The sequence below is a fragment of the Pedobacter jaeyakensis genome (genome assembly GCF_054461315.1).
The window spans coordinates 878,339-904,507 of record NZ_CM136921.1 but is presented as its reverse complement, the minus strand read 5'-3'; the positions used below and the strand labels follow the sequence as shown (position 1 = coordinate 904,507).

At 39.9% G+C, this 26,169-nt stretch carries 19 protein-coding genes and 2 tRNA genes; 6 read left to right on the top strand and 15 right to left on the bottom strand.

Going from position 1 to position 26,169, the window contains the following annotated elements; genetic code table 11:
- Position 1: 1 nt before the first annotated feature.
- From ACXZ1K_RS04190 to ACXZ1K_RS04155, 8 genes are all read right to left on the bottom strand, one after another.
- Positions 2–658, bottom strand: a complete 657-nt coding sequence (locus ACXZ1K_RS04190) for a peptidoglycan DD-metalloendopeptidase family protein (protein ID WP_458972123.1) — start codon at positions 656–658, stop codon at positions 2–4.
- A 2-nt stretch (positions 659–660) separates the two neighbouring features.
- Positions 661–1,038: a 30S ribosome-binding factor RbfA gene (rbfA, locus tag ACXZ1K_RS04185; protein WP_458972122.1), complete on the bottom strand. Its 378-nt coding sequence runs from the start codon at positions 1,036–1,038 to the stop codon at positions 661–663.
- 28 nt (positions 1,039–1,066) lie between these two features.
- The gene (gene hflX / locus ACXZ1K_RS04180) at positions 1,067–2,257 is read right to left on the bottom strand and encodes a GTPase HflX (protein WP_458972121.1); all 1,191 of its coding nucleotides are present in this window, start codon (positions 2,255–2,257) and stop codon (positions 1,067–1,069) included.
- 23 nt (positions 2,258–2,280) lie between these two features.
- A complete protein-coding gene (gene trpC, locus ACXZ1K_RS04175) occupies positions 2,281–3,072 on the bottom strand; it encodes an indole-3-glycerol phosphate synthase TrpC (RefSeq protein WP_458972120.1) in 792 nt (263 codons plus the stop codon).
- A 1-nt stretch (position 3,073) separates the two neighbouring features.
- Positions 3,074–3,646: an anthranilate synthase component II gene (locus ACXZ1K_RS04170; RefSeq protein ID WP_458973233.1), complete on the bottom strand. Its 573-nt coding sequence runs from the start codon at positions 3,644–3,646 to the stop codon at positions 3,074–3,076.
- 24 nt (positions 3,647–3,670) lie between these two features.
- Positions 3,671–5,074 (bottom strand): anthranilate synthase component I family protein, encoded by a 1,404-nt coding sequence (locus ACXZ1K_RS04165; RefSeq protein WP_458972119.1) that lies wholly within the window; start codon positions 5,072–5,074, stop codon positions 3,671–3,673.
- A gap of 242 nt (positions 5,075–5,316) precedes the next feature.
- Entirely contained in the window at positions 5,317–5,763 is a 447-nt protein-coding gene (locus tag ACXZ1K_RS04160) for a cytochrome B (RefSeq protein ID WP_458972118.1), read from the bottom strand.
- 39 nt (positions 5,764–5,802) lie between these two features.
- Positions 5,803–6,210 (bottom strand): Dabb family protein, encoded by a 408-nt coding sequence (locus tag ACXZ1K_RS04155; protein ID WP_458972117.1) that lies wholly within the window; start codon positions 6,208–6,210, stop codon positions 5,803–5,805.
- 191 nt (positions 6,211–6,401) lie between these two features.
- On the opposite strand from ACXZ1K_RS04155, the gene ACXZ1K_RS04150 reads away from it, so the two are divergent.
- Complete coding sequence (locus ACXZ1K_RS04150; RefSeq protein ID WP_458972116.1) at positions 6,402–6,992, top strand: GNAT family N-acetyltransferase; 591 nt, start codon at positions 6,402–6,404, stop codon at positions 6,990–6,992.
- 98 nt (positions 6,993–7,090) lie between these two features.
- Here ACXZ1K_RS04150 and ACXZ1K_RS04145 read toward each other — a convergent pair whose 3' ends face one another.
- Positions 7,091–9,727 (bottom strand): zinc-dependent metalloprotease, encoded by a 2,637-nt coding sequence (locus ACXZ1K_RS04145; protein WP_458972115.1) that lies wholly within the window; start codon positions 9,725–9,727, stop codon positions 7,091–7,093.
- Between the two features lie 130 nt (positions 9,728–9,857).
- Here ACXZ1K_RS04145 and ACXZ1K_RS04140 point away from each other — a divergent pair, with 130 nt between their 5' ends.
- From ACXZ1K_RS04140 to ACXZ1K_RS04125, 4 genes are all read left to right on the top strand, one after another.
- On the top strand, positions 9,858–10,460 hold the full coding sequence (locus ACXZ1K_RS04140; RefSeq protein WP_458972114.1) for a 2OG-Fe(II) oxygenase: 603 nt from the start codon (positions 9,858–9,860) through the stop codon (positions 10,458–10,460).
- Positions 10,461–10,595: 135 nt separating this feature from the next.
- A complete protein-coding gene (locus ACXZ1K_RS04135; protein ID WP_458972113.1) occupies positions 10,596–13,355 on the top strand; it encodes an amidohydrolase family protein in 2,760 nt (919 codons plus the stop codon).
- A complete protein-coding gene (locus tag ACXZ1K_RS04130; protein WP_458972112.1) occupies positions 13,348–14,658 on the top strand; it encodes an amidohydrolase family protein in 1,311 nt (436 codons plus the stop codon). Before ACXZ1K_RS04135 ends, ACXZ1K_RS04130 begins: the two co-directional genes overlap by 8 nt.
- Positions 14,659–14,781: 123 nt before the next feature.
- Positions 14,782–15,546 carry a glycerophosphodiester phosphodiesterase gene (locus tag ACXZ1K_RS04125; protein WP_458972111.1) on the top strand — a complete coding sequence of 255 codons (765 nt, stop codon included), beginning with the start codon at positions 14,782–14,784 and terminating at the stop codon, positions 15,544–15,546.
- Between the two features lie 67 nt (positions 15,547–15,613).
- On the opposite strand, the gene ACXZ1K_RS04120 is transcribed toward ACXZ1K_RS04125, so the two are convergent.
- Positions 15,614–15,758 (bottom strand) — tRNA-Asp (locus ACXZ1K_RS04120).
- Positions 15,759–15,804: 46 nt separating this feature from the next.
- Positions 15,805–15,911 (bottom strand) — tRNA-Asp (locus tag ACXZ1K_RS04115).
- Between the two features lie 152 nt (positions 15,912–16,063).
- On the opposite strand from ACXZ1K_RS04115, the gene ACXZ1K_RS04110 reads away from it, so the two are divergent.
- Positions 16,064–16,537 (top strand): Lrp/AsnC ligand binding domain-containing protein, encoded by a 474-nt coding sequence (locus ACXZ1K_RS04110; protein ID WP_458973232.1) that lies wholly within the window; start codon positions 16,064–16,066, stop codon positions 16,535–16,537.
- Between the two features lie 24 nt (positions 16,538–16,561).
- Here ACXZ1K_RS04110 and ACXZ1K_RS04105 read toward each other — a convergent pair whose 3' ends face one another.
- The 4 genes from ACXZ1K_RS04105 to ACXZ1K_RS04090 all read right to left on the bottom strand — a co-directional run bounded on the left by ACXZ1K_RS04105 (position 16,562) and on the right by ACXZ1K_RS04090 (position 26,156).
- The gene (locus ACXZ1K_RS04105; RefSeq protein ID WP_458972110.1) at positions 16,562–18,880 is read right to left on the bottom strand and encodes a Tex family protein; all 2,319 of its coding nucleotides are present in this window, start codon (positions 18,878–18,880) and stop codon (positions 16,562–16,564) included.
- Between the two features lie 110 nt (positions 18,881–18,990).
- Positions 18,991–19,977, bottom strand: coding sequence for a pyruvate dehydrogenase complex E1 component subunit beta (locus ACXZ1K_RS04100; protein WP_458972109.1), 987 nt, complete (start codon positions 19,975–19,977; stop codon positions 18,991–18,993).
- A gap of 97 nt (positions 19,978–20,074) precedes the next feature.
- The gene (locus tag ACXZ1K_RS04095; protein ID WP_458972108.1) at positions 20,075–22,930 is read right to left on the bottom strand and encodes a PD-(D/E)XK nuclease family protein; all 2,856 of its coding nucleotides are present in this window, start codon (positions 22,928–22,930) and stop codon (positions 20,075–20,077) included.
- A gap of 4 nt (positions 22,931–22,934) precedes the next feature.
- Positions 22,935–26,156 (bottom strand): UvrD-helicase domain-containing protein, encoded by a 3,222-nt coding sequence (locus ACXZ1K_RS04090; RefSeq protein ID WP_458972107.1) that lies wholly within the window; start codon positions 26,154–26,156, stop codon positions 22,935–22,937.
- Between the last annotated feature and the right edge of the window lie 13 nt (positions 26,157–26,169).

The window sequence follows — 26,169 nt, the reverse complement described above, 5'->3', positions numbered from 1 at the left end:
TTTAAAACGAGTTAGTTCCAAATGTATTGCATAGAATAAACAACGGGTCAGGGCAATTCTCCAGAAATGCTTCGCTTTCGGAATATCGACAAACGCCTGGATAATCACCAGTTAGCCCCTCCATATCTTTTATTACCTGAAAATGTAAATGCGGTGGCCAATAGCCATTTTCTTCTTTCTTACCAAATGAAGCGAATTTTTCCCCGGCAGCAATTGGCATTCCTGCTTTCAATCCATCCAGAGCCGAAAGACTAAGGTGCCCATATAAGACGTGAAAGTGCAGGCCATTGAGCTCATACTTAAGAATGATGGTAGCCCCGTAATCCCCAAAATTATTATTGAAATGATAACTATGCACAACTGCATCGTTAAAATTATATACAGGTGTGCCTACAGCGCCCCAGATGTCTACCCCCAAATGTAATCTCCTGGGTTCCTCCTCCGTATCGAAATGGGCACTGCGACTATAAATAGTACGATGCTCATTATAGCCGCCTATGCCGTACCTACAGTTGCTTTGTTGTAACTTTCGATTAACCCAGTGAGAAAAAAAGTCTGTATCACTTAAATCCACTGTAGTTAATTCCTTGTTCTTGATAGTGAAATCAAAATGATAAAGACTATCCTTACCAATAATAAAATCTACTACCTGTTTCATGGCTAACCTGCCTGCTCTTCGTCTTCTTTACGCTCTCTTGAGATCTTATCAAAGATCTTATCCATATGCTCCACATACTCGTTGGTATCATCAACAAAAAAAGTTAATGTAGGAACGACCCTCGCCTGATGGCGTATTCTTGAACCTAATTTGTAACGAATCTCTCCCACATGCGAGTTCACCTCGGCAACAGAAAGTGTGGTATTATTGGTATTCAGAAAGCTCAAATAAACCTTAGCGACAGCAAGATCAGGAGATACCCGAACCTTAGTTATCGTAACCAGGGTATTGGGTAAATAAGCCGACCCTTCGCGCTGAAAAATGCCTGCCAGCTCTTCCTGTAATACACCGGCAAATTTTTGTTGACGTTTACTTTCCATAATTTCTTTATTCTATAACAACTCTCAACTAGTATAACAGCTTATCATAGGGGTAGCGTTCTGTATGTAATGCCACAACTTTATCGTACAATAATTGCTTAAATTCTTCCAAATTCTCCTTATGCAGGGCAGATATAAATAGTGCTGGAGCATTATTTGTACCCATCCAGCTCTTTTTAAAATCATCCAGTGTTAAGATTACTGGCTCGCCTTCTTCATCCTTAAGTTCAGGATTCACATAGGCATCAATTTTATTAAAAACCATGATGGTTGGCTTATCCCTGGCACCCAATTCTTTCAAGGTTTCATTAACCACATTGATTTGATCTTCAAAATGACTATGTGATACATCAACTACATGAATAAGTATATCTGCCTCTCTTACTTCATCCAGTGTTGATTTAAAGCACTCCACAAGGTGATGAGGCAATTTCCTGATGAAACCTACCGTATCTGACAACAAGAAAGGAAGGTTTTCTATAACAACCTTTCTAACTGTTGTATCCAATGTTGCAAACAGCTTATTTTCAGCAAAAACTTCTGATTTAGAAAGCATATTCATGATGGTAGACTTGCCTACATTGGTATAGCCAACAAGTGCAACTCTGATTAGCTCAACACGATTCTTTCGTTGGGTTTCATTTTGCTTATCTATCAATTTTAACCTGCCCTTCAGTAACGAAATCTTCTCCAAAATCATCCTCCTGTCGCTCTCTATCTGAGTTTCCCCGGGGCCCCTCATACCAATCCCTCCTTTTTGTCGCTCAAGGTGGGTCCAAAGCCTGGTTAGCCTTGGCAAAAGGTATTGGAGTTGTGCCAGTTCTACCTGGGTTTTAGCTTGTGCAGTTTGCGCACGACTAGCAAAAATATCTAAAATCAGGTTACTCCGATCCAATACCTTAACCTGTAGCTCACGTTCAATATTACGAAGTTGTGATGGCGATAATTCATCGTCAAACACCACCATATCTATCTCTTCAGACTTGACATAAGCCTGTATTTCCTCTAATTTTCCTGTGCCAACAAAGGTAGCACGGTCCGGTTTCAGCATCTTTTGAGTAAATTCATGCTCCACCACACCACCCGCTGTATCTACCAAAAAGGCAAGCTCGTCTAGATATTCCCTGGTCTCCTCAGCCTTTTCCCCAGGTCTGACTACCCCAACAAGTATCGCGCGTTCCTGCTTAAGCGCTGTATCGTAATATTTTTGTTTTCCCATTGTAAAGTACAAAGATACAAAAGTTATACCGAGTTCAATTCAGTCACAAAGCTGCGCATGGCTAGTGCAGGGTCAGAAGTTTTCATAAAATTCTCTCCAATAAGAAACCCATTAAACCCTGCTAGCTTTAAATCCTTAATTGTGTGCGTATTGCTAATGGCACTTTCAGAAATTTTCATAAACTGATCCGGGATTTGCTTTACCAAATGAAATGATGTTTGGATATTCACTGTAAAATCAGCCAGATTCCTATTGTTTACCCCTATCGCGTCTAGATCATCACAAATGCTTCGCTCGAGTTCTTCTTGATTATGGACCTCCAACAATACGTTAAGTCCTAAATCTTTGGCAAAGCCTGCAAGCGCTTTGATTTCAGCAGGAGATAGAATTGCTGCTATTAAAAGGATGATATCGGCACCCCAGGCTTTTGCCTCAAGCAGCTGATATTGATCTATCATAAAATCTTTTCTCAATATCGGAATAGTATTGGCAGCCCTGGCTTCTAAAAGATCTTCAGACTTACCACCAAAAAAGTCCACATCCGTTAGCACAGATAGCGCCGATGCACCAGCAAGAGCATAACCATTGGTAACATCAGCAACCTTTGCAATTCCGTTAATCACTCCTTTAGAAGGAGATCTGCGCTTAAATTCCGCAATAATACCTGTCCGGTTTGGGGCCAATAGAAATTCTTTGAAAGAATAAGTCTCCCTTTTAAAATGCACCTCTTGTTTTAGCTGCTCAACAGAAACCAATTGCTTAGCTTCCGCAACCTCTACTTTTTTCCTTAAAACAATCTGATCTAAAATATTCATATTAGCTTTCTAACCAGTTTTTCATCATCTGTTTTCCATATTCAGTAAGCACACTCTCGGGGTGAAACTGAACACCACGAACATCCAACACCTTGTGTCTCAATGCCATAATCTCATTAGTATGATCTGTTGCAGTCACAGTTAGGCAATCAGGCAAGCCTTCGTTGCTGACTACCCAAGAGTGGTATCTGCCTACGTTAATTACCTCCGGACAGTCTTTAAATAACAGCTCATCCTTATCGGTCACGGTTATAGGCGTTGCAATTCCATGCATTGGCCTGCCAAGATTCAATAAGCTACCGCCAAAAGCCTCTGCAATAGCCTGTTGCCCTAAACATACACCGAATATACTTTTTGTCGGCGCATAGGTTTTAATCACATCAAGCAGCAAACCAGCTTCTTCCGGAATTCCAGGCCCCGGAGACAACAAAATCTTTTCAAACTGACCTACATCGGCCAGTTCAAATTTATCATTACGCCACACCTCAACATCTCTACCCAGCTCATTTACTAAATGCACCAGATTGTAAGTAAAGGAATCATAATTATCTATAACCAATACCTTATTAGGCATGTCTTTCATCTCTTTCATTTTTTATTAAATATCAGCTGCCATTTGAATTGCTTTTCTCAACGCAGCAATTTTGTTATTTACTTCATTTAGCTCATTTTCTGCAATGGAATCTGCTACTATGCCTGCCCCTGCCCTGTAATGAAGATCATTATTTTTACTCATAAAGGTTCTTATCATGATGCAATGGTTAAACTCATCGTTAAAGCCCATGTAGCCCAGTGCACCTGCATAAAAATTCCTGCCCAACCCTTCGTACTCATCAATTAGTTGCATCGCCCTGTATTTTGGTGCCCCGCTTAAAGTACCTGCCGGATAGGTATCAGCCACAATTTTAAAGGCAGGTATATTGGCCTGCAGGTTCCCTGAAACTTTTGATACCAAATGGATCAAATGAGAATAGTATTGTACTTCTTTAAAAGATTTAACCTCAACACCAGTACAATGCCTGCTTAAATCGTTACGTGCTAAATCTACCAACATCACATGCTCAGCACTTTCCTTAGGGTCATTCTCCAGTTTCCTGGCTTGTTCCGCGTCTTCCTCATCATTACCTGTCCGTTTAAACGTTCCGGCTATAGGAAAAATATTTGCCACACTGTTCTTTATTGTAATTTGTGCTTCTGGTGAGGAGCCAAATAGCTTAAAACTTCCATAATCAAAATAAAAGAGATATGGCGAAGGATTAATAGATCTTAAACAGCGGTATACGTTAAACTCATCTCCTAAAAAAGCTTGCTTATACGCCCTGGACGGTACAATCTGAAACACATCCCCTCTAAGAATGTGCTTTTTCATCTTTTCAACAATATCCCTGAAATCCTGGTCTTTTAGGTTAGAAGTCTCTTCGCCATTAGTTTTAAAGCTATATTCTGGAAAATTCTTATTCCTGATGATATACTCTATCTTTTCCAAATCATCAGTATCGTCCCCATTAAACGTATTTTTAAACAAGGTGATCTCGTTCCTGAAGTGGTCAATTGCAATGATGTATCTGTAAATATGATATTGCATAACTGGTATTTCTTCCTGCTTAGGAGATTGTGCAGTGAAAACAATATCTTCAAAATGCTGCACAGCATTCCAGGTAAAATAACCAAATAGTCCGCTGGAAATGTAACGCTTATCCTCCAGCCGGTCTGGTGTAAATTCCGCTTTGAAACGCTCTATTTCTTCCGTAAGCACAAAGCTGTCTTTTTCTTCTTTCCTGCCGTCAGGAAAATAAGTTTTCAGCAAGCCATTCTGCAGTACGATACCTGATACGGGTTTAGCACAAACATAACTAACGGAGTTCTCGCGACTATGGTAGTCTGAACTCTCCAAAAGGATAGTATTCGGAAAAACATCCCTAAGCCTCAAATAAATGCTTACCGGTGTAGTGGTATCTGCAAGTCTCTTTTTGTAAGCAGTACTGATTTTATAATTACTCATACTCGTTATCCTGAACTTGTTTCAGGATCTCATTTTAAATTAGTTGTAAAAAACAAAAACCCGGCGTGTGGTCTACGTCGGGTCTTCAATGTGGTTTGGTTTAGGTTGATAAACTATAAGGTACACGAGGATTCGACGAAACTCTTTTCAGAATTGCTATGCCATTGCCAAGTATGTATATTGTTAATCATGTCCAACAAAAATATAAATAAAAGTTACAAAGCAAAATTAAATTGTCAATTTTATGAAACCCCAAACAATGAGCGTGTTGGATCAGCTTTAACCATTGCTACAATTGCCGCAACAATCAGCACTAACGCAAGCCCGAAGTATAAAGCAATATTACGGTGCCTAACTGGTCCCTCATCTGTAGTTTTCTTCGATCTCGCATTACCATAAGTAATTAAAATAATAGCAAGTACCATCATACCAATGTGTTCCATTTTCCAATACCTGCCGATTGCTACACTGCTATCCGCTTTATACCAATCGTTCATAAAGTAAAGAATTAGCCCAATCAATAACTGTATGTGCGCGGAAATTAGTGTAAACACATTAAATTTCCTGTTTCCTTCAGTATAAGGTTTTTTACCTAGCCAACCTGTAAACGCTTGTATGAAAGCCAGAATCAATAAAGTTAAAACAATGTAACGCCAACCGGAGTGAGCGCTCTTTAAAATGCTATACATAATTTAATTTTTTTTCAAACTTAAAGAATATGTTTCTCTTTATGCCTCCAAAGCATCATAAACAACAACCTTTTCCCAAAGTGGGCTACAGTTTTTAATAAACTCCAGGTGAAGTGGATGCGTTTGATAAACTTCCTGTCCTTTTAAATCACTAAAAAACATTAATTCTGATACACTCCAGCTTGTATCTACCACATCCCTTTTTTCGGTTGAGGCCACAACGCCTACATGAAGCTCTTTAACTGTTTCGATCTTCTTCAGCTTTTTTAAACCTGCAATCAGCTTGTCTTTGTCTTCTTTTGAATCTGGGTTCTTTAACCAGAAGAACACATGGTGAACCACGGGATATTTATTTTCCATATTTGTAAAAGGCATTGCTTTGGCGGCAACCGTACCTGCAGCAAGCGCCGCAGCAGTTCCTAGAAATTTTCTTCTGTTCGGTTTCATAATCTGATAAAGATAGCACACATCCTGCATTTCTACAAGTTATAGAACGGTTCACAACATGTTCCTACTTTCTCCTGCCTTTCTCCCACGATTCTCCCTCAAAAAGTACTTTCAACGGCACTTATATGGGAGAAAGCTAGGGAAAACATCGAACAAGTGGGAGACTTGACTATAATCTCTTACTTTCGTTTATGGACTTTTCTAATAATTATATCCTGGAGGATGATCGCGTTCGATTACGCCCACTTACTTCGTCAGATTACAAATTACTAGCTCCCTATGCATTGAATGAACCAGATACCTGGAAGTATTCGGCTGTAAGCCTGATTGGCGAGGATGGAATGCTAGCTTATATTACTGATGCTTTGAAGCAACGCGATAATCAGACCAGCTATGCGTTTATAGTTTTCGACAAATTAAAAGAGCAATATGTAGGCTGTACCAGATTTTACGACATCCAGCCATATCATCAAACTACACAGTTAGGCTATACCTGGTACGCAGAGCGAAGCAGGGGCACGGGAATAAACAAGCGTTGCAAATACCTGTTGCTTCAGTTTGCTTTTGAAACATTGGGCATGGAAAGAGTTGAGTTTAGAGCCGACCTTAGAAATGAGCGCAGTATAGCTGCCATGAAAAGTATAGGCTGTACTCCAGAAGGCGTATTAAGGCAAAGCCTAAAACTGCCAGATGGAAATAGAAGGGATTCTATTATTCTCAGCATTTTAAAACCGGAGTGGCATGGACACATCAAGGAATCTTTGAAAAGCCGGATACATTAAGATACCTACAAATAAAAAGTCCGGCTGTCTGAAATATCTTCAGTACATCCGGACTTTCTATTTTTGAACTCCGTTTTAACGGGTACTGCTTTATCGAATTATTTATTTACCGATAGCGCTTTATCAATTATAAAATTAAGTGCAGTTCTATGTGCCTTTGTTTGTTCATCAGAACTAACTGCTGACCCCAACTGATCTTTAAGTTTTACTAAACTTGATAAGGCTGCAGCCTTACTTGCATTGTCGTAACCACCTGGTGAAGCCACGATAGCTGTAAGCGCTTTTACATATTCTGTTTGAAGATTTTGGCGGAATAGGTTAACATTGCTTTTAAGATCGGCAGCAAATATATCGTCAGAAAGGTCATTTAAAACGCTGGCAACCGAATAGGTATTGCCGTACAATCCGCTGTTATTAATCCTACTTAATGTTGAAGGGTGTAACAACTGCGCAAGCGTACTCATTTGTAGCGAGAGGAATGTACTTTGCGGCTTGATGTCTTCATTATTTCCTGAGAAACCGAATCCCCTACGTTGTATTTGTAGATATGGGAATAGCGCTTTATCAGCATCAAATGCATCTGGAGCAAAAACATATTTACTTAACAATTCCAATGATTTTTTTTGATAAGCCTCAGGAACGGGTGTAAAAGGTGCTGTTGTTGTTTTCTGGCCAACAAAACTCCTGTCTACATATACACCACCTACAAAACGACTTAGTGCTGTAGCCATACTAGAGCGTTGTCCGTTTAGTTGCTGATAGCGGCTCCGAAGTTCCTGATAGCTCTGGTTTGGCTTACTGAATCTGGATTTTAATTTAGGGATCATGGTGTTGATCAACTTAAACCTATCTTCTCCATACGTAACCATATCATTGGTCTGATCGTTAACATTTACACGAGGATCTATACCACCACCCGGACTACGCATGTCATCAGCATCATTACCAAAGGCAAGTTGTGGATCAGTACTGCGATTTAAAATTTTATTTAGTCCTGCCTCTTCTTCAGCTTCTGAAAACGGCGTATAACCGTATTCAATAGCCCAAAGATCATATGGGCCAGCTTTGGTCGTATAATAATCACCCTGTTTGCTGCGGTCGCTGCTCACGTTAATGGCTGGATAATCCATTACAGATCCCTGCAAACCAATTTTCCTGGTTAATTTTGTGTCGTTCATTTGTGCTGGGCTAAGCATTTGGCTGGCTTTCATGTTGTGATTAAGGCCTAAAGTGTGACCCATCTCATGCATAATCAGATAATAAAGAAATTGCTTATGCATCTCTTTTACAGTTGCTGCTCTCACTGCCTCAGGAGCGTCTGCATCCAATACTTCAATTGCAGACAAGCCTGTTTGGTATTGTGCACTTAACTCTTGGGCCAATGTACAACTAGCCATGTGGCTTTTATCGAAGCTCATGTGCCCCTGTTGTGTTTGAGCCATTGCTTGAATTGGATTTTCCCAAGGCAAAGAAATTGCAGCAGCACTTCCACCGTTGTAAAGTTCGTCCTGAATGGCAACACCAGCACCTGATTTCCATTCAACAGTAATATCTGCACCAAGAATTTGCCCTGTTAAGGGGTTAAAGAAACTTGGGCCAATTGCACCGTAAGAAGGATAGGCTGAAGAAACCCAGCGGATTACGTTATAAGAAATATCTGAAGGATCCCAGGTGGCATTATCAGGCATTTGTTTCATCACAACTGCATTTTTAAAACCAGCCTTTTCAAATGCTTCATTCCACTTTTCCCCTGCTTCTTTAATAATTGGGCGGTACTCAATTGGGGTAGTGTTCTCGATCCAGAAAACAATTGGCTCTACTGGCTCACTCAATTTGGCAGAGGGGTCTTTTTTCTTCAAATACCAGCGACTAATAAAATCCTTATATGGGGTTGGAGATAGCGAGGTAAGGTTATCAACTTCTGCACCAAAATAACCCACCCTTGGATCATCCTTACGTGGACGGAAGTCATTTTTAGGAACCTCCATAAACGAATGCTGCATTTTTACCCTAACATATCTGGCATCGGTAATATCTTTTCCTCCTCCATTAAATGGCATCGGGTTATCATAAGCAAGATCTACTACAACATCCGTATTGCCCGGAAAGGACTTTACCGCTGTGTATTTCGACTTAGAAGTATTTAGCCCTCCTAAATTAAACATCGCACCTGGCGGCATCCCCGGAGGCGTCATAGGTTTTACTGGGTCGAGTTTCTCACTCATAAATAAACCGTCAACGCCAATCAGATATCCTGTTGAGTCACTTGCGCTAAATTTATCAGAATAAAAAACAGCATCAGAGACGTCTACGTTTGAGGCTTTGCTTACCGGATTAGCTTTATCATAATAGAAATTGGTATTTTCCTGAAGGAATTCAATTTTATCATCTGCTTTACTAATATGGAATAAAATGGTACTTCTAATCATATTCTGGTTTAAGAATAAGGTAGTTGGTCCGCCCATTGAAAAGCTTTGGTAAATAAAATCTTTACCCAGCTGGTCTTTCTTTACATAGAGCTGCAAACTACCTGTAACTGTATCTTTATACAGTGTAAAGAGGCCATCAATTTTCTTGCTGGACTTAATTTTCTCTGTGATACTCGCCTTGGCTGGTGGAGCAATAACTTTTTTCACCGAGTCGACCGTTTTCTCCAGTGCTTTTTTCTTATCCTGAGCAGACGCGCTAAATGTAAGTAGAGCTGCTACAGGAAATAACCATATATGTTTTTTCATGTAATAATTTTTCAACTAAAATAAGTATTTAGAGCTTAAATTATAAAAGACCAGTTACTATTTAACAAATTATTAGCTGTTTTTTAGATTACCTTGCCAATAATCAGTTTCATAGTGCTCAATTTTTCAATTGGAAAACAAAATTAGTGGCCTGATAGATACTTTTATTGAAAATCGTGTTGGCATTTCGAATAACTTTCTAAGCAAAAATCTATCTACGGGCTTACAAAAAAGACTACACGCCCTAAACCATGGTCATCTGCTTTTAGCGGCGGGCACTGGCAATGCGACAGTGGTATCTCATGACAAAAAAGTAAGGGGAGATAAGATTTATTGGCTGGACAGGAAACACAACAATGCGTATGAAAATTCTTTCTTCGATTTAATAGATCAACTGGTTTATGAACTCAACAGCACCTGTTATACCGGCATCACTGGCTACGAGTTTCACTATACGCTGTATGAGAAAGGCCATTTCTATAAAAAGCATTTAGATCAGTTTAAAAACAATACGGCCAGAAAATACTCCGTCATTATTTACCTGAATGAAGATTGGACAGCTGCTGATGGAGGTGAACTTAGGATACATCATGCTGATTGGTTAGAGAATATAGCGCCAACTAATGGCAAAGGGGTATTTTTTCAAAGCGATGAGCTGGAGCACGAGGTGCTGGTAACTCACAAATCGAGACTGAGCATTACTGGTTGGCTAAGGGTAGATCAAAGCCATTAATTTGAGTTTACTCAGCATTTATTGGACAAAAATTTTCACATTTCCTCAAAATAAACGGCAAAATCGAGTAAAAATGGTGTTATAATCTTAATCCCTACTTTTTTTGTGATAGATTTAAAGACTTAACTAAATCTTATGAAGAAAATTCTACTCAGCTTGGCTTTGGTGTTTTCTGCTACACTAATGTTTGCCCAGCAAACCTACCCCGTTAATGGTTCTTATGATATTAGACAGGGGTTATTTGCCTTTATAAATGCAAACATTGTAGTCAGCGTAAACCAAACCATCAAAAATGGCACGTTGCTAGTAAAAGGCCAAACCATTCAATCTGCAGGTACGGGTACCACCATACCCAAAGGATATGTGGTTATTGATCTGAAGGGAAAATTCATTTACCCTTCGCTCGTTGATGCCTTTACTTCTTACGGCTTACCCTCAACAGCGCCTGTACTGGCTCGTGGTTTTGGCGGTGGCGCGCGTCAATCCATCTTCACCTCTACCAAGAAAGGGGCATATGGATGGAACGAAGCGATCAGACCGGAAACGCAGGTAAGTGCCATATTTACTGCCGACACAAAACAAGCCGAAGAATTGCGAAAGGTTGGCTTTGGTAGTGTTAATGCAATTAACCGGGATGGCATTGCCAGAGGAACATCTGCCGCGGTAACACTTAGTGACGAAAAAGAAAACAGTACCATGCTAAATGCTAAAGCATCTGCAAACTACTCATTTAATAAAGGAACGTCTCAAAATGACTACCCTACATCACTAATGGGTTCCATCGCCTTACTACGTCAAACTTATTATGATGCCCAATGGTATGGCAAACAGAAAGAAGAATACAACATTTCTTTAGCCGAATTCAATACCCAGCAAAATATTCCTCAACTATTTGAGGTTGACGGATGGCAAAATGTATTGCGGGCAGACAAAATTGGAAAAGAGTTCAGTAAGCAATACATCATCAAATCTGGAGGAGATGAATACCAGCGTATAGATGCCATAAAAGCTACTGGAGCCAGTTTGATCGTCCCAATCAATTTCGCCAAAGCCTATGAAGTAGAAGATTCTATAGAGGCGAGAAATATTACCCTTGCACAAATGAAAGCCTGGGAACTTGCTCCTACCAACCCCGCTGTTTTGGAGAAAGCTGGGATAAAATTCTCGTTGACAGCTTTTGGGTTGGACAATGTAAAGGACTTCTGGACGAATATCCGCGCAGCTATCGAAAACGGTCTCACAGAGAAGCAAGCTTTGTTATCTATTACGGAAATTCCTGCAGGTATGATCGGTATTTCAGATAAGGTAGGCACCCTGGAAAAAGGCAAACTTGCCAACTTCCTGATTACTTCTGATAGCCTATTTAAAAAAACCAATGTTATTGAAGAAAACTGGGTACAGGGCAAGCGCTTTATCTTAGTTAAAAAAGATGCTTCCGGGAATGTTACCATTCCTAAGGACAGCTTAAATAAGTCGATTGCAAAAAAAACAGAGCCTAAAAAACCTGTAGTCATGGGTCAGTTGATCTATCCATTTTCTGCCTTTGGAGCTGCCACAGCGCCAACCCAGGAAACCATTCTATTAAAAAACGCAACGGTTTGGACAAACGAGAAAGAGGGGATTTTGCAAAATGCAGATGTATTAATTGAAAATGGCAAAATTAAAGCAGTTGGTAAAAACCTAAGTGCGGGAAATGCAAAAGTTATTGACGCAACAGGCAAACACATTACACCGGGTATAGTTGATGAACACTCACATATCGCCGGTGCGGGAGGAATTAATGAAGGAGCGCAATCCTCTTCCGCTGAAGTTAGGATTGCAGATGTGATCAATTCTGAAGACGTAAATATTTATCGTCAGCTGGCTGGCGGGGTAACTACTTCTCATATTTTACACGGCTCAGCCAATCCTGTTGGCGGACAATCTCAGCTGATTAAATTACGTTGGGGAAAGCTACCTGAAGAACTGAAGTTTGCGGGGGCTGATGGTTTCATTAAGTTCGCCCTGGGAGAAAATGTTAAGCAAAGCAATTTTGGCACAGGAATGCGCTTTCCGGTAACCAGGATGGGTGTAGAACAATCGTTTGTCGATGAATTTACGCGTGCGAAGGAATATAAAGCCGCACTATCTGTTAAAGGTAATAGTGTACGCAAAGATTTGGAACTTGATGCTATCGTAGAAATCCTGGACAATAAGCGCTTTATTACTTGCCACTCCTATGTGCAATCTGAGATCAACATGCTCATGAATGTAGCAGATAGCCTTGGATTCAAGATCAACACCTTTACACACATTCTTGAAGGCTACAAAGTAGCCGATAAAATGAAAGCACGTGGAATTAATGCATCTACCTTCTCTGATTGGTGGGCCTACAAAATAGAAGTTGCAGAGGCCATTCCATATAATGGTAAAATCATGCATAATGTAGGTATCACTACCGCTTTCAACTCAGATGATGCCGAAATGGCGAGGAGACTAAATCAGGAGGCTGGAAAGGCCGTCCTGTATGGCGGCGTCCCTGAAGAAGACGCACTTAAGTTTGTTACACTTAACCCCGCAAAAATGCTTCACATTGACAATAAAGTTGGCAGTTTAAAGTTAGGAAAGGACGCGGACCTCGTTGTTTGGTCTGACAACCCGCTATCCATTTATGCGAAGGCTGAAAAAACCTTTGTGGATGGCATTGCATATTGGGATATGGAACGTGATGCACAAGTAAGAAAGGATCAAAAGACAGAACGCAAAAGACTGATTCAAAAAATGTTAGACAGCAAAAAAAATGGCGTTAAAACACAACGCCCGCTTGGAGATGCACCGCGACTATATAACTGTGAAACACTTGAAGACTATTCTGCAGGATTAAATGAACTAGAAAGGAACCATTCTCATGAATAAATATATTTTAACCCTACTCCTAGTGGGATTGGGACTTGGTGCTTTTGCGCAGGCAAACATTTATCCTGCTAAAGCCCAAGACAAAAAGACGGCAATTATGGGTGCAAAGCTGCATCTGGGTAATGGACACGTAATTGAAAATGGCTACTTGATCTTTGATAAAGGAAAGATAATTGCCGTAGGAGATGCCACAGTAGCAAAGTTCGATTTAACGGGCATCAATGTGATCACGGCGAATGGTAAACATGTTTACCCCGGTTTTATCGCACCGGTTACCAATTTAGGATTAACGGAGTTTGAATCTGTAAAAGCTACACTTGATTTTGAGGAGATCGGTAATTTCAATCCGCACATTCGCTCGTTAGTGGCTTATAATACCGATTCAAAAGTACCTGCAACATTACGAAGTAATGGGATCTTAATGGCACAAGTGACCCCGCAGGGAGGAACCATTTCAGGAAGTTCATCAGTTGTCCAACTAGATGCCTGGAACTGGGAAGACGCAGCAATTAAAAAAGATGATGCCCAACATATGACCTGGCCTGTTACACCTAGCTTTAGGGGTGGGTTTGGAAGAGCCTCTGGAGGAAGCCTTGACGCCCTTCAGGAACGTACACAAGCATTAATTAATGAGCTGGATCAGCTATTTGCTGAAGCGAAAGCTTATGCTGAAACGGATAAACCAACAGTTACAAATTCTCGATTGGCAGCAATGAGGCACCTTTTTGATGGAAAAGAAAAGCTCTTTATTACTGCGGATTCCCAGAAAGACATCACTGATGCCATTAAATTTGCCAAAAAATACGGCATAACACCTGTCATTGTTGGCGGTGACGAAGCATACTTAATCATCCCGTTTTTAAAAGAAAATGGGATTGCTGTTGTTGTGAAACAACCACATGCTTTGCCAAATAACAACGATGATGATGTAAATATGCCTTACAAAAATGCTGGCCTGCTTGCCAATTCAGGGATTGAGGTTGTGGTAAGCATAGACGGCTACTGGCAGCAAAGAAATCTTCCTTTTATGGCTGGAACCGTTGCTGCATGGGGCCTGGATAAGGAAAAAGCACTGCAGACGATTACACTGAATACTGCTAGAGTTTTGGGGATAGATAAAACGACTGGTAGTTTAGAAATTGGAAAGGATGCTACTCTACTCATCTCTGCTGGAGATGCATTGGATATGAAGACAAACAAGGTGGAAAAAGCATTTATACAGGGAAGAGATATCAACCTGGACAATTTACACAAACAATTAGACAAAAAATTCAGTGATAAATATAGTGCTGAAAAAAAATAACCTTTGTGATTGCTAATTTAAAGGGCATCTTTTTAGGCGCTCTTTTTTGTTAACATACAAATATAATTTATGTAACATACGATACATATCTTCGGTGTTATTTAATATCTCTATTATCACATTATGAAAAAAATCTTAGTACCCGCGGCAATGTTTCTAATCGTATTAACTGGTGAGGCGTTTAGCCAAACTAAAGTAGTGGCACATCGCGGTGCATGGAAGAATACAGGTGCCCCTGAAAATTCAATCGCATCTTTAAAAGCTGCTATAAAAATGGGTTGCGCTGGAAGTGAGTTTGATGTACATATGTCTGCCGATTCTGTGCTATTCATCAACCATGACGCCAATATTCAAGGCTTGCCTATCGAGAGAACCTCCTCAGAAATATTATCTGCTTTGAAACTGGAAAATGGGGAAGCTTTCCCCAAGCTTAAAGATTATCTCCTTGCTGGTATAAAGCAAAAGAAAACGCGCCTGGTGTTAGAAATAAAACCATCAGCGATCAATAAAGAGCGAGGGATTGCTTTATCTCATAAGGTATTGGAAATGGTAAAGAGCCTTAAGGCGGAATCGAAAGTAGACTACATCAGTTTTGACTATGAAATCTGTAAGGAAATGATAAAAATTGCCCCCAAGGCAAAGGTACAATACTTAAATGGCGACAAAACACCGGCTGAGCTAGTGGCGGATGGGATTAGCGGCTTAGACTATAACCTAAAGGTGTTAAAGCAAAACCCAGAATGGATAAAGGAAGCGAAAGCCAATAAGCTAATTACCAACGTCTGGACGGTAAATGACGAGGCCGCAATGGATTGGCTTTTAAGCGAATCTGTTGAATACATCACTACGAATGAACCTGAATTACTGCTGAAAAAGCTTAAAAAATAGAGCATAAAAAAGAGTGGCCCTATCCGGGGTCACTCGATTTTAACTAACTTATTATTCATAAAAAAACTGGCTGTTGGGGAAGGAGTCGAACCTTCAAGGGGTAGTTAGCTACAGTTCAAAAATTAATTTGTGGTCAACCCATAAACTGCGTTTATCCATTAGTCCCCACCACCGAGACAAGAAGGCGTGTCTGCCAATTTCACCACCCAACATTATATAAAGAACGATCTTTATAAACAGCATCCTGCTATTTATTTGCTGTAGGGGAAGGAATCGAACCTTCAAGGAGTAGTTAGCCCTTACGGGTTTCCCAATTCTCCACCACCGAGACAAGGAGGTGCGTCTGCCAGTTTCACCACCCTACAGAGTATAAGCATGTGTTAAAGAACTATTTTTTATTACTTTCTTGATACAAATGTAACAACAAGCTATTAACGTTGCAAATATTTTAAACATTTAATTTTATTTTTATAATATTAATAATTAAATTTGATATTAGTTACCAAATATTAAAATGATGCTTAAAAAAGAAAACCAAAATTTAGAAATTGATAACCTAGATATTGACATCCTCAAACAATTGATGCTGGATGCCACAAAACCCTATACGGAAATCGCTAAAGATTTGATAGTTTCAGGGGGAACGATACACGTGAGAATGAAAAAATTGCATGAAATGGGGATCATTAAGGGCTCTCACCTCATCATCGATCCTCAAAAAGCAGGTTATGACATTTGTGCTTTTTTAGGTATCTACCTGGAAAAAGGAATCCAATATAAAGATGCGGTAGCACAGTTAAGTAAAATAAAGGAAGTTGTAGAACTTCACTACACTACAGGCTCATACAGTATGTTTGCAAAGATTATTTGCCGGGATACAAGTCACCTAAGACATGTATTAAATGAGGAGATTCAGGCTGTTCCAGGGATTCAAAGAACCGAAACATTGATTTCCCTGGAAGAAAGTATAAGAAGACAAATCGAATTATAAAAAATGGGGCAATTGCCCCATTTTTTATTTAAACATATTTTTTAAAGCCTCCAGTTTTAATTGCAGATCACCATCCGCATTTTTTTTCTCTTTATGAACAGCCTTTGGATTTTGCTGTTTAGCAGGCTGCCTATTCTGTTCCGGCCGTTGGACTCTACCAGGATTCTTCGATTTCCCAGCAGGTGTCCTTTGCTCCTGCTTTTGTTTTGGCGCTGCAGCTTCTGTTTTCATAGAAAGAGAGATTCTTTTTCTCGCCACATCAACCTCAACAACAGTAACCTCAACTTTCTGATGCACCTTAACAACTTCATTTGCATTAGAAACAAATTTATTTGAGAGCTGACTGGTATGAACAAGTCCGTCCTGATGAACACCAATATCAACAAAAGCCCCAAAATTGGTAATGTTCGTAACAATACCGGGAAGTTTCATACCAATCTTTAAATCAGCAATTGCATTTACTCCATCTGTAAAGCTAAAAGCTTCAAATTGATCCCTGGGATCTCTGCCAGGTTTGGCCAATTCTGATAAAATATCGTTTAATGTAGGCAATCCAATCTCATCGCTTACATATTGCTGAAGTTTAATCTGTTTGCGCAAATCTGCATCCTTCATTAGTTGTGACACACTACAGTTAAGATCCCTGGCCATTTTATTTACCAATGGATATCTTTCGGGATGGACTGCACTGGTATCAAGAGCATGTTCTGCATTCCTGATTCTTAAAAAGCCCGCCGCCTGCTCAAAAGCCTTATCTCCAAGTCTAGGAACCTTTCTTAAACTTTCGCGTGTTTTAAACGCGCCGTTTTCATTGCGATAATTGATGATATTTTGCGCTAGCTGAGGTCCTAATCCAGAAACATAGGCTAATATTTGCTTTGAGGCTGTATTGAGCTCAACGCCAACTGCATTAACACAACTCATTACTGTATCATCAAGAGATGCCTGTAGTTTGGTTTGATCTACATCGTGCTGGTATTGACCCACACCGATGGATTTGGGGTCAATTTTTACAAGTTCTGCAAGTGGATCCATTAGGCGGCGGCCAATAGAAACCGCTCCACGAACAGTAATGTCTTGCTTAGGAAATTCTTCACGTGCCACATCAGACGCCGAATAGACAGATGCACCATTTTCGTTAACCATAACAATCAGCACATCGGGCAGTACCAATCCTCTTAAAAATGATTCTGTTTCTCGTCCCGCTGTGCCATTGCCGATGGCAACTGCTTCAATTTTATATTCAGAAATTAAATTATTAATAATTGTTGCTGAATCTTTAGCTGCCCTGTTTCCACTGTGCGGATAGATGGTGGTATTTTCTAGCAATTTGCCTTGAGCATCAAGACAAACTACCTTGCATCCTGTACGAAAACCCGGATCAATTCCCATCACGTTTTTCTCTCCCATGGGGGCGGCTAAAAGAAGTTGTCTTGCATTTTCAGCAAATACCCGAATGGCTTCTTCATCGGCTTTTTCTTTTGAAATTCCGCGAACTTCTGTTTCCATCGCCGGTCCCAGCAGCCTTTTATAGCTATCATAGACTGCAAGTTTGACCTGCTTTGCACTCTGACTTCCATTCTTTATGAATTGCTTCTCCAGTAAAACTATTGCCCCTTCTTCGGAAGGCAAAGTATCCACTTTAAGCACGTTTTCATTTTCAGCTCTCCTAATGGCTAGCAAGCGATGAGAAGGCACCGCTTTTAGAGGCTCTTCCCAGTTGAAATAATCTTTGTATTTAGCGCCCTCTTCGTCTTTACCTTTAATCAGGGTAGATTTAAAAATGGCATGTTGCTGAAAATATTGCCTCATGGATGTTCTCGCATCCACGTTTTCATTGATCATTTCAGCAATAATATCTCTTGCACCCTGCAATGCCTCTTCACTGGAATTAACTTCAAGTGCTGTATTTAAGTAGGCTTTCGCCAGTTCTTCAGGATTGGAATTTTCTTGCGCGAGAAGTTTTAATGCTAACGGTTCTAGTCCTTTTTTTCTAGCTTCAGAAGCTCTCGTTTTCCTTTTTGGCTTATAGGGTAGGTAAATGTCTTCTATCGTAGCAATATTAATAGCTGCATTGATTTGTGCCTCAATTTCTGGAGTGAGTCTATCAAGTGCGGAAAGCGCTTTTAATATGGCTTCGCGACGTTTATCGAGTTCCCGCAACTGAAGTATGCGATCGCGGATTGAAGCAACTTGTACCTCGTCCAACGTTCCAGTCATTTCTTTACGGTAACGTGAAATAAATGGTACGGTAGCACCATCATCCAATAGCAAAGCAGTTGCAGAAACCTGCTTTTCTGATATGCCAAGTTCTGTGGCGATAATTTTAGAGTAATTACTCATTTTATTTCTTATTTAATTTTCAGGCGCAACGGCGCCAAAAGTAAATAAAAAATCCCGCAGGCCTTCACCAGCGGGATTATATTTTTGTTATGTGATAACCTAGTACTTTGTTACTTTGTTACGTATAGCACTTCTTTTACTGCTTTTACCACTTTTTCTGCATTTGGCAAACTAGCGGCAATTAGAGTAGGTGCATATGGTAAAGGAACGTCTGCACATGTAATCCTAAGCACTGGAGCATCAAGATAATCAAATGCATTCTTTTGCACATTAAACGCGATCTCTGAAGAGATAGACGCTAAAGGCCAAGCTTCCTCTACAATTACCAAACGATTAGTTTTCTTAACTGAGGCAATGATGGCAGGATAATCAATAGGGCGTACAGTACGCAAATCGATCACTTCAACACTAATACCTTCTTTAGTCAATTCCTCAACTGCTGGGTTAACAACACGGGTAAGCATTTTTCCAAAAGTAACGATGGTTACATCAGTTCCTTCTTTGACAACATTAGCTTTTCCTATTGGTAAATAATACTCGCCTTCAGGAACTTCGCCTTTATCGCCATACATCACTTCAGACTCCATGAAAATAACTGGATCGGGATCAAGTATAGCTTGCTTTAACAATCCCTTGGCATCGTATGGAGTAGAAGGAACAACTACCTTTAAACCGGGACAGTTGGCAAACCAGTTTTCAAAGTTTTGAGAGTGTTGAGCGCCAAGCTGGCCAGCATTACCTGTTGGTCCGCGGAATACAATCGGCACAGAAAACTGACCACCGCTCATAGACAATATTTTGGCAGCAGCATTGATAATTTGATCAATAGCAACCAAAGAGAAGTTAAACGTCATGAACTCAATAACTGGAATCAATCCATTCATCGCAGCGCCTATTCCTATTCCTGAAAAACCCAGTTCGGCAATAGGCGTGTCGATAACGCGTTTGTCGCCAAACTCATCCAGCATACCCTGGCTCACCTTATAGGCACCATTGTATTGCGCCACTTCTTCGCCCATCAAAAAAATGTTCTCGTTCTTGCGCATTTCTTCGCTTAAGGCTTCACGTAAAGCTTCTCTAAATTGAATCTCTCTCATTATCTATGAAAATATTAATTGTAGCAAACTTAGATAAAATTGTTTTTATATGCAATTTTATCAATCTATGCATTTTGATTGAAAGTAAAGTGTTACACTATTTTCCGAATAACGTCTTGTAAATGGAATATTTATAATTATCTTCTACCAAACTGGGCTTAAATGAGGGCGCCTCGAACAATTCAGTTAGTTTTTTACGCAAAGCATCCAAAAACTGAGGCTTAATTTCTTCTAAAAATTCTCCGTTTAGATTTTGCCTGCCTGTTTTAAACCAAACGCCATCCTGGCTCATAGTTTTTACGATATAAAGATTAGGTTCAACACAGTTCTTTCCTGCAAACTGCTCATAGGCATAGGTGTAAAGCAACGTTTGAACCAAGGCTTTATTAATATGTTTCCCATCTGTATTAAATAGTTCTTCGATATCTTTAAATGTCAATTTATCACTACCAGTCTTATAATCAATGATCTTAGTGATTCCGTCCTTAACGTCAACCCGGTCAATGTATCCAAATATTTTTACGCTTGCTTCACGTCCATTTAACGGAAAGAACACTTCAGCCTCAACTTTTTGCTCGAGACTAATAATGGTAAACGGCGTCTGTGACTCATCTTGGTTTAATATTACATTGACGTAGGCATCAACTATCGCCAAAACTACTTTCTGCATACCCTTATATTCGATAACAAGCTGTGGATTTTGGAACATAACTGCCGAAAAGGCTTTTTGTATCAACGCGGGAACTTTAGTTCTCCTAATTTCAATCAGTTCCTTCGTGATTTGCCCATCCTTAAGTTCCTGGTAAAAATACTCCATCACCTTATGAAGTATAGAACCAATTTCATTTGCCTCTACAACAGTACTCACTTCTTTTGGCTCTTTAATTCCGGCAATATAATTAAAGAAGAAATCTATGGGATTGGAGATATACTGCGTTAATGCCGATGGCGAGAACATTTTCTTTTTATCTAAGTAAAGTTGCAAAGTCTCGCGAATGAAAGCATTACTATGCTTATCAATTTCAATGCTCTTAGCTGGTGTAGCCTTAACACTGAGACTCAACTCATGATATTTAAAGCTGAAGCCGCTCTCAAAAGCCAGCTGCTTTAAAATGCGACTGGCTTCCCCAGATGTAGATTCGTCTGTTAAACTGTTGTACACCAAACTAATGCTTTTAGCCCTTTGTATCAATCTGTAGACCATATAAGAAGAGATAGCATCCAGATTCTCCAAAACAGGTAAGCCATAAACTCGCCTGATGCTATCTGGGATGAAACTATTGCCTATTGAAGATTTGGGTATAATCCCTTCATTAAAACCTAAAATAACTACCTTATCAAAATTCAGATTTCTTGTCTCCAATAAACCCATTACTTGTATCCCTTTCAAAGGATCTCCGGAAAGTGGAACAGCAACTGATTTAAGTGCCTTTTGTACCAGGAAAATTATAAACGTAATGTCCTCGCCGCCAATGTGCTTGCCAAAGGTATCATGTAACCTATTCAATTCCTGAATAGTTTTTACAAAAAGCTCGGCATCAATTTTCTTCAGTGCTTTTGTGTTCGATAGCCTGTTAAGCACAAAATCGAGCATTCCTAATAATCCAGACACAACCTCTTCTGGACCTCCAATCTCCTTGTAAAAGACTTCAAATAACCCACTTTGCCGCAGCAGTCGTTCTTGTGCTATCTCCACCTGGTTTTCAGTAAGCAGGGCGGCCTGGATTTTGTCTCGCATGCGTTGACTCAACCCGGTCAAAGGGTGCGTTAAAAATGCTTCTACATTTTGGTAGGTTACCTTTTTACTCTTCAAAATCTCTAGCTGACTATTAAGCCATAAATCTGTTAACCCAAAGATACTGGAGGTAGATAAGGCAAATCCCATGGTAACATTTAAGGCTACTTCCTGACCATGGTAAGCTGAGGGAATAGTTTGTAGTGTGGGGATTAGCAAACTTTCATCTGCAAGCACAACTACTGTAGAACCTACCTCTTTATTGTCAAGGTAATCATCCGCCAGCATGGTGTTCAATATCTTGGCTTGGACAGATTGACCCTGAACTTTATAAACATCTACATGCTGGGCTCCGAAACCCATAAAACCTGAGCGGTTAGCAAACGTATTGATTAATTTAAGTTGGTTAATATTCTTTCGTAAAAACAGACCAGCCTCCTGTAGCGGATCGTCAAGGTAATAAGGGTCTGTGTCAAAATAGAACAACGCTTTCCCTGCTTCCTGCAGCTGTGTAAATATTTTAGCCTCGGCAGCACTCAGGGCATTAAAGCCAATGAAGATAATTTTACCTTTATCGAAGCTTTTAATAAAACCTTGCTCACTTACGCCCAATTCTGCCAGCAACCTGTAAACATAGCCATTAGTAATGTGCTGTTGCTCCTTTAGGGATGCATGAAACTTATGGTATAGCTTTGGCATTCGTCTCCACATTTTTATAAACAGCTCTTGTTGTTTTTTATGCTTTCCCTCCGAATACGAGGTCCAGAACTGCGATAAAAATTCATATTGCTCCGTACTCAGGTAATCAAAATCCTGATTAATGACAGATATATCCTCCAGGTCACGGTACAGCTTACCAGCGTCCACCAGGTCAATATCAAGCTGGTTAAAATCGCTGAGCATGATCTTTGCCAGCGGGAAAAATTTATAACTACTGATCGGCTCCAATCTCTCCTCGGCAAGCAGTTCGTTATATATTTTATGCAGCGTAAAAAACTGCATGTAAAAATCAGACACCTTGTAACTAGATGATGCTGCGAAAAATTCTTGAATTGTAAAAAACGACGGACTAAAAAAAGGCCTATTTATATATTGCGCAAGATACTTTTGCAAATAAGATGTTGGGCGTTTGTTATTAAAAACAATTGCACAGTATTGCAAATTGTCGCCAAACCTCGCCACTAAATCTTCCGCTACTTCTTCTAAAAAAGGCTTCATTCTGTTAAACTAATTTTAAAGTGCCGCTCACCGCATAAAACAAATAGGTTTTCACATTGCTGTAACCCATGGCGAGCAACAGCCCTTTGTAGGTAGTAACCTGCTCAATATGCTTTTCACTTTGTTCAATGGTAAACTTGTAATCAAGGATAATCACCTCCTCATTAGTAATTACTACTCGGTCTGGTCTGTACATTTTGCCATTTACATCGATTATACTTTTCTCAGTTATATTGTCTTTTCCTCTACTAAAAATCTGTTGCAGATCTGAATTATTTAATACCTCAAGCACCTCTATCGTTAGTCCGTTTCGCTCATCCTCCTGTATCACCCCATCGATTACAAGATTATCAATCACTACGTTGACTTGTTTTTCGTTACTCGCATTGGCCAAGATTTCGTGGAGCAAGGATCCCTTTCTGCCAGAGCGCTCCATATTCAACACATGCTTCAAATGCTTTTCTTCAGAGGGCACATAAAGTTCTGCCAAACGCAATGTAGTTGGGTAACTATCCAGCTTAATTAAATTCAATTCTTCAATTTTGCTTTTGATGCTCACGTGCTCAACAATTTCGTAGGTGTTTCCATCAAAATCATTTTCAAAAGTATGGTTTAGTACGTCGCCCATGTTGCTCAGCTTACCTACTTCTTTTTTAGCCATAGTGGCGATGTAGAGGTAATCCTTGGAGCGAGTGGTGGCAACATAAAGCATATTTAAAGCATCCATATTATTGTATAACAACTCCTCATAATATGCCTTTGCAATGGACGAATCCGCCAATGCTTCATTATATCGTAATGGTATACCCCGAAGTTCTTTGTATACAGTATCTTCAGATGACACCCAAAAAGTAGAATTTACTTTTCCTTTAATTTCCCAGTTACAGAAAGGGACAAATACAGCCCTAAATGCCAAACCCTTGGACTTGTGGATCGTAATTACCTGTATGGCATCCGCTCCTTCCGGCGAAGGCAGTGACTTCAGCACCCCATCTTCTTCCCACCAGGTTAAAAAAGCGATAATTCCTTTTTCACCTAGTTTTCCAGCATGGGCACAGAGATCCCTAAATGCAAGGAGGTATGGCAAATGATCCAGCAGGTCCTTCAATTTATAACTGTCAATCAATATTTCTACCAATTCCGGTAAGGGCAATTGTAGCCAGCTCTGCCAGTTATCACATAATGTTTTAGGTAACACCTGATCTAAACCGGAAAGCGGGGTGGTATTGAGATGCAGGAAGTACCTGGCTTCGGGCTCATTCCCATGGAGCGTATGGTAGAGCGAAATACAATTGGCCTTGTATAGAGCAATTTGCGATTCTAATCCAACTAACATCCGCAGGGTGTTAATAATTAGCTGAATCGCCTTGTTGTTTACAATCAATAAGGCTTCGCCAGATAGAACCGGCAAATTATAACCCATCAATGTTTTCACAGTTAAAAGAGCTTCGCTATTTGAACGTACCAATATGGCAATGTCTTTCAAGGCATATTGGAGCTGATCTTTTAGATAAAAAATTTCTTCTACAATGTCGTTTAAAGCTAAATCCCTGAACACTGTTTCTGTGAATCTTGTTTCATTTGGAGAATCTTCCTTACCAAATCTTTTGATCTTTACCGTACCGCCCTTCAGCGTCCCGGAAGCGAAGTTTTGGGTTGAGCCTTCATAGATATCTGTGATGATTTGCCCATAATTTTCGTTTGCCCACCAAGTTCTTATATCATCCGCCCTTACTGCGATATTTTCATTCAACTCCTGCTGTAACGTTTGAGGTATTGACCGGTAAAGGAAGTTGTTAAAAGTTATAATATTCTCAGCACTGCGATAGTTTTCAGCTAAACTTTCTTCCAAAACATTAATAACCCCGATATCGAGCTTAGCGAGTTTATGTAAAATATTCCAATCACCATTACGCCATCTGTAAATAGATTGTTTGGTATCGCCAACAATTAGGTGATCAATCATGTTTCCTGTTGGAGTTGCAATGGCATTTGCGAGCAGAGATTTAAAACTACCCCACTGGCTGGTCGAAGTGTCCTGAAATTCATCAAATAAAAAATTCTTGTAGCGGTTGCCTACCTTTTCCCAAATAAAGGAAGGGTTATCTCCGGCATCCTTCGTTATTTCTGAAATAAGTTTCTGGGCATCGCTGATCAGCAAATTTTCGTTTTCACTTCTATACCTTTTAAGCAAAACAGCAATTTCCTGCATCAATCGCAAATAATACAGGTTTTTATTAAAGGCTACAGCAAGACTGTATTCCGGCAATTTAGCAAGGTATTGCGTCTTCAATTCCCGAAGCAAAGGATTCGCAGCATGATAAACTGCATCGAGGTAGTTGTTCTTTTGGAACCATTCCTCGGGTTCATCTATGTATTTAAATAGGGGTTCTACTTTAGATAAATCTCCCCTAGCAACCAGAGTAATTTTGGCAAGTCCACTTCGTGATTTGCCTTTAAATACATCTAATTTTACGTCATGTTTATCAAAAATCTCGAAAATGCCCTTTGCCAACTCAATAATCTTAGATTCAAAACTACTGATCTCCTGTCGGGTAACTTCGATATATCTCTTAAAGAGGTCATCGATATTGTCTGTACCCAACTCTTCTACAGCCTGTTCAAAAACCTGGAAACGTTCGGTAAAGATCTCACCGATTAGATTATAGAGTTCAGTTTTATAATTCCAGCTTTTGTTATCGCTTATGCGCTCAATCGCCAGATCAATGATCCATTGTAAGAGCTGCTTGTTGTGGTCCAGTGCCTCATCTAATTTTGCAACGAGATCGTCTTTTACTTTGTTATAGTTCATTTCCAAACTATAATCTGCATTGAGGCCCAACTCAAAAGCAAATCCGCGAATTACCTTTTGTACGAAACCATCAATGGTACTTACAGAAAAACGGCTATAGTCATGTAATATCTTCCTATAAATCCTTTCAGCCTTCAGCTGCAGCTCTTGCGCACTAAGAGATGAGTGGGCTTTTAACACCAATAACCTGTAATCCTCTATTTTTTTTGACTTATCGCCTTTGGCCAAACCCTCTAGCACTTCCAATATGCGGGTTTTCATTTCTTCGGTAGCCTTATTGGTAAAGGTAACTGCCAAAATCTCCCGATACTTGGTTTCTCCAGAAAGTAATAAGGTGAGGTAATGTGCTGTTAAACTAAAAGTTTTTCCAGAACCCGCAGAGGCTTGTAAAATTTTAAGAGGCTGTTGAGGCATAAAAGTAAAGCTA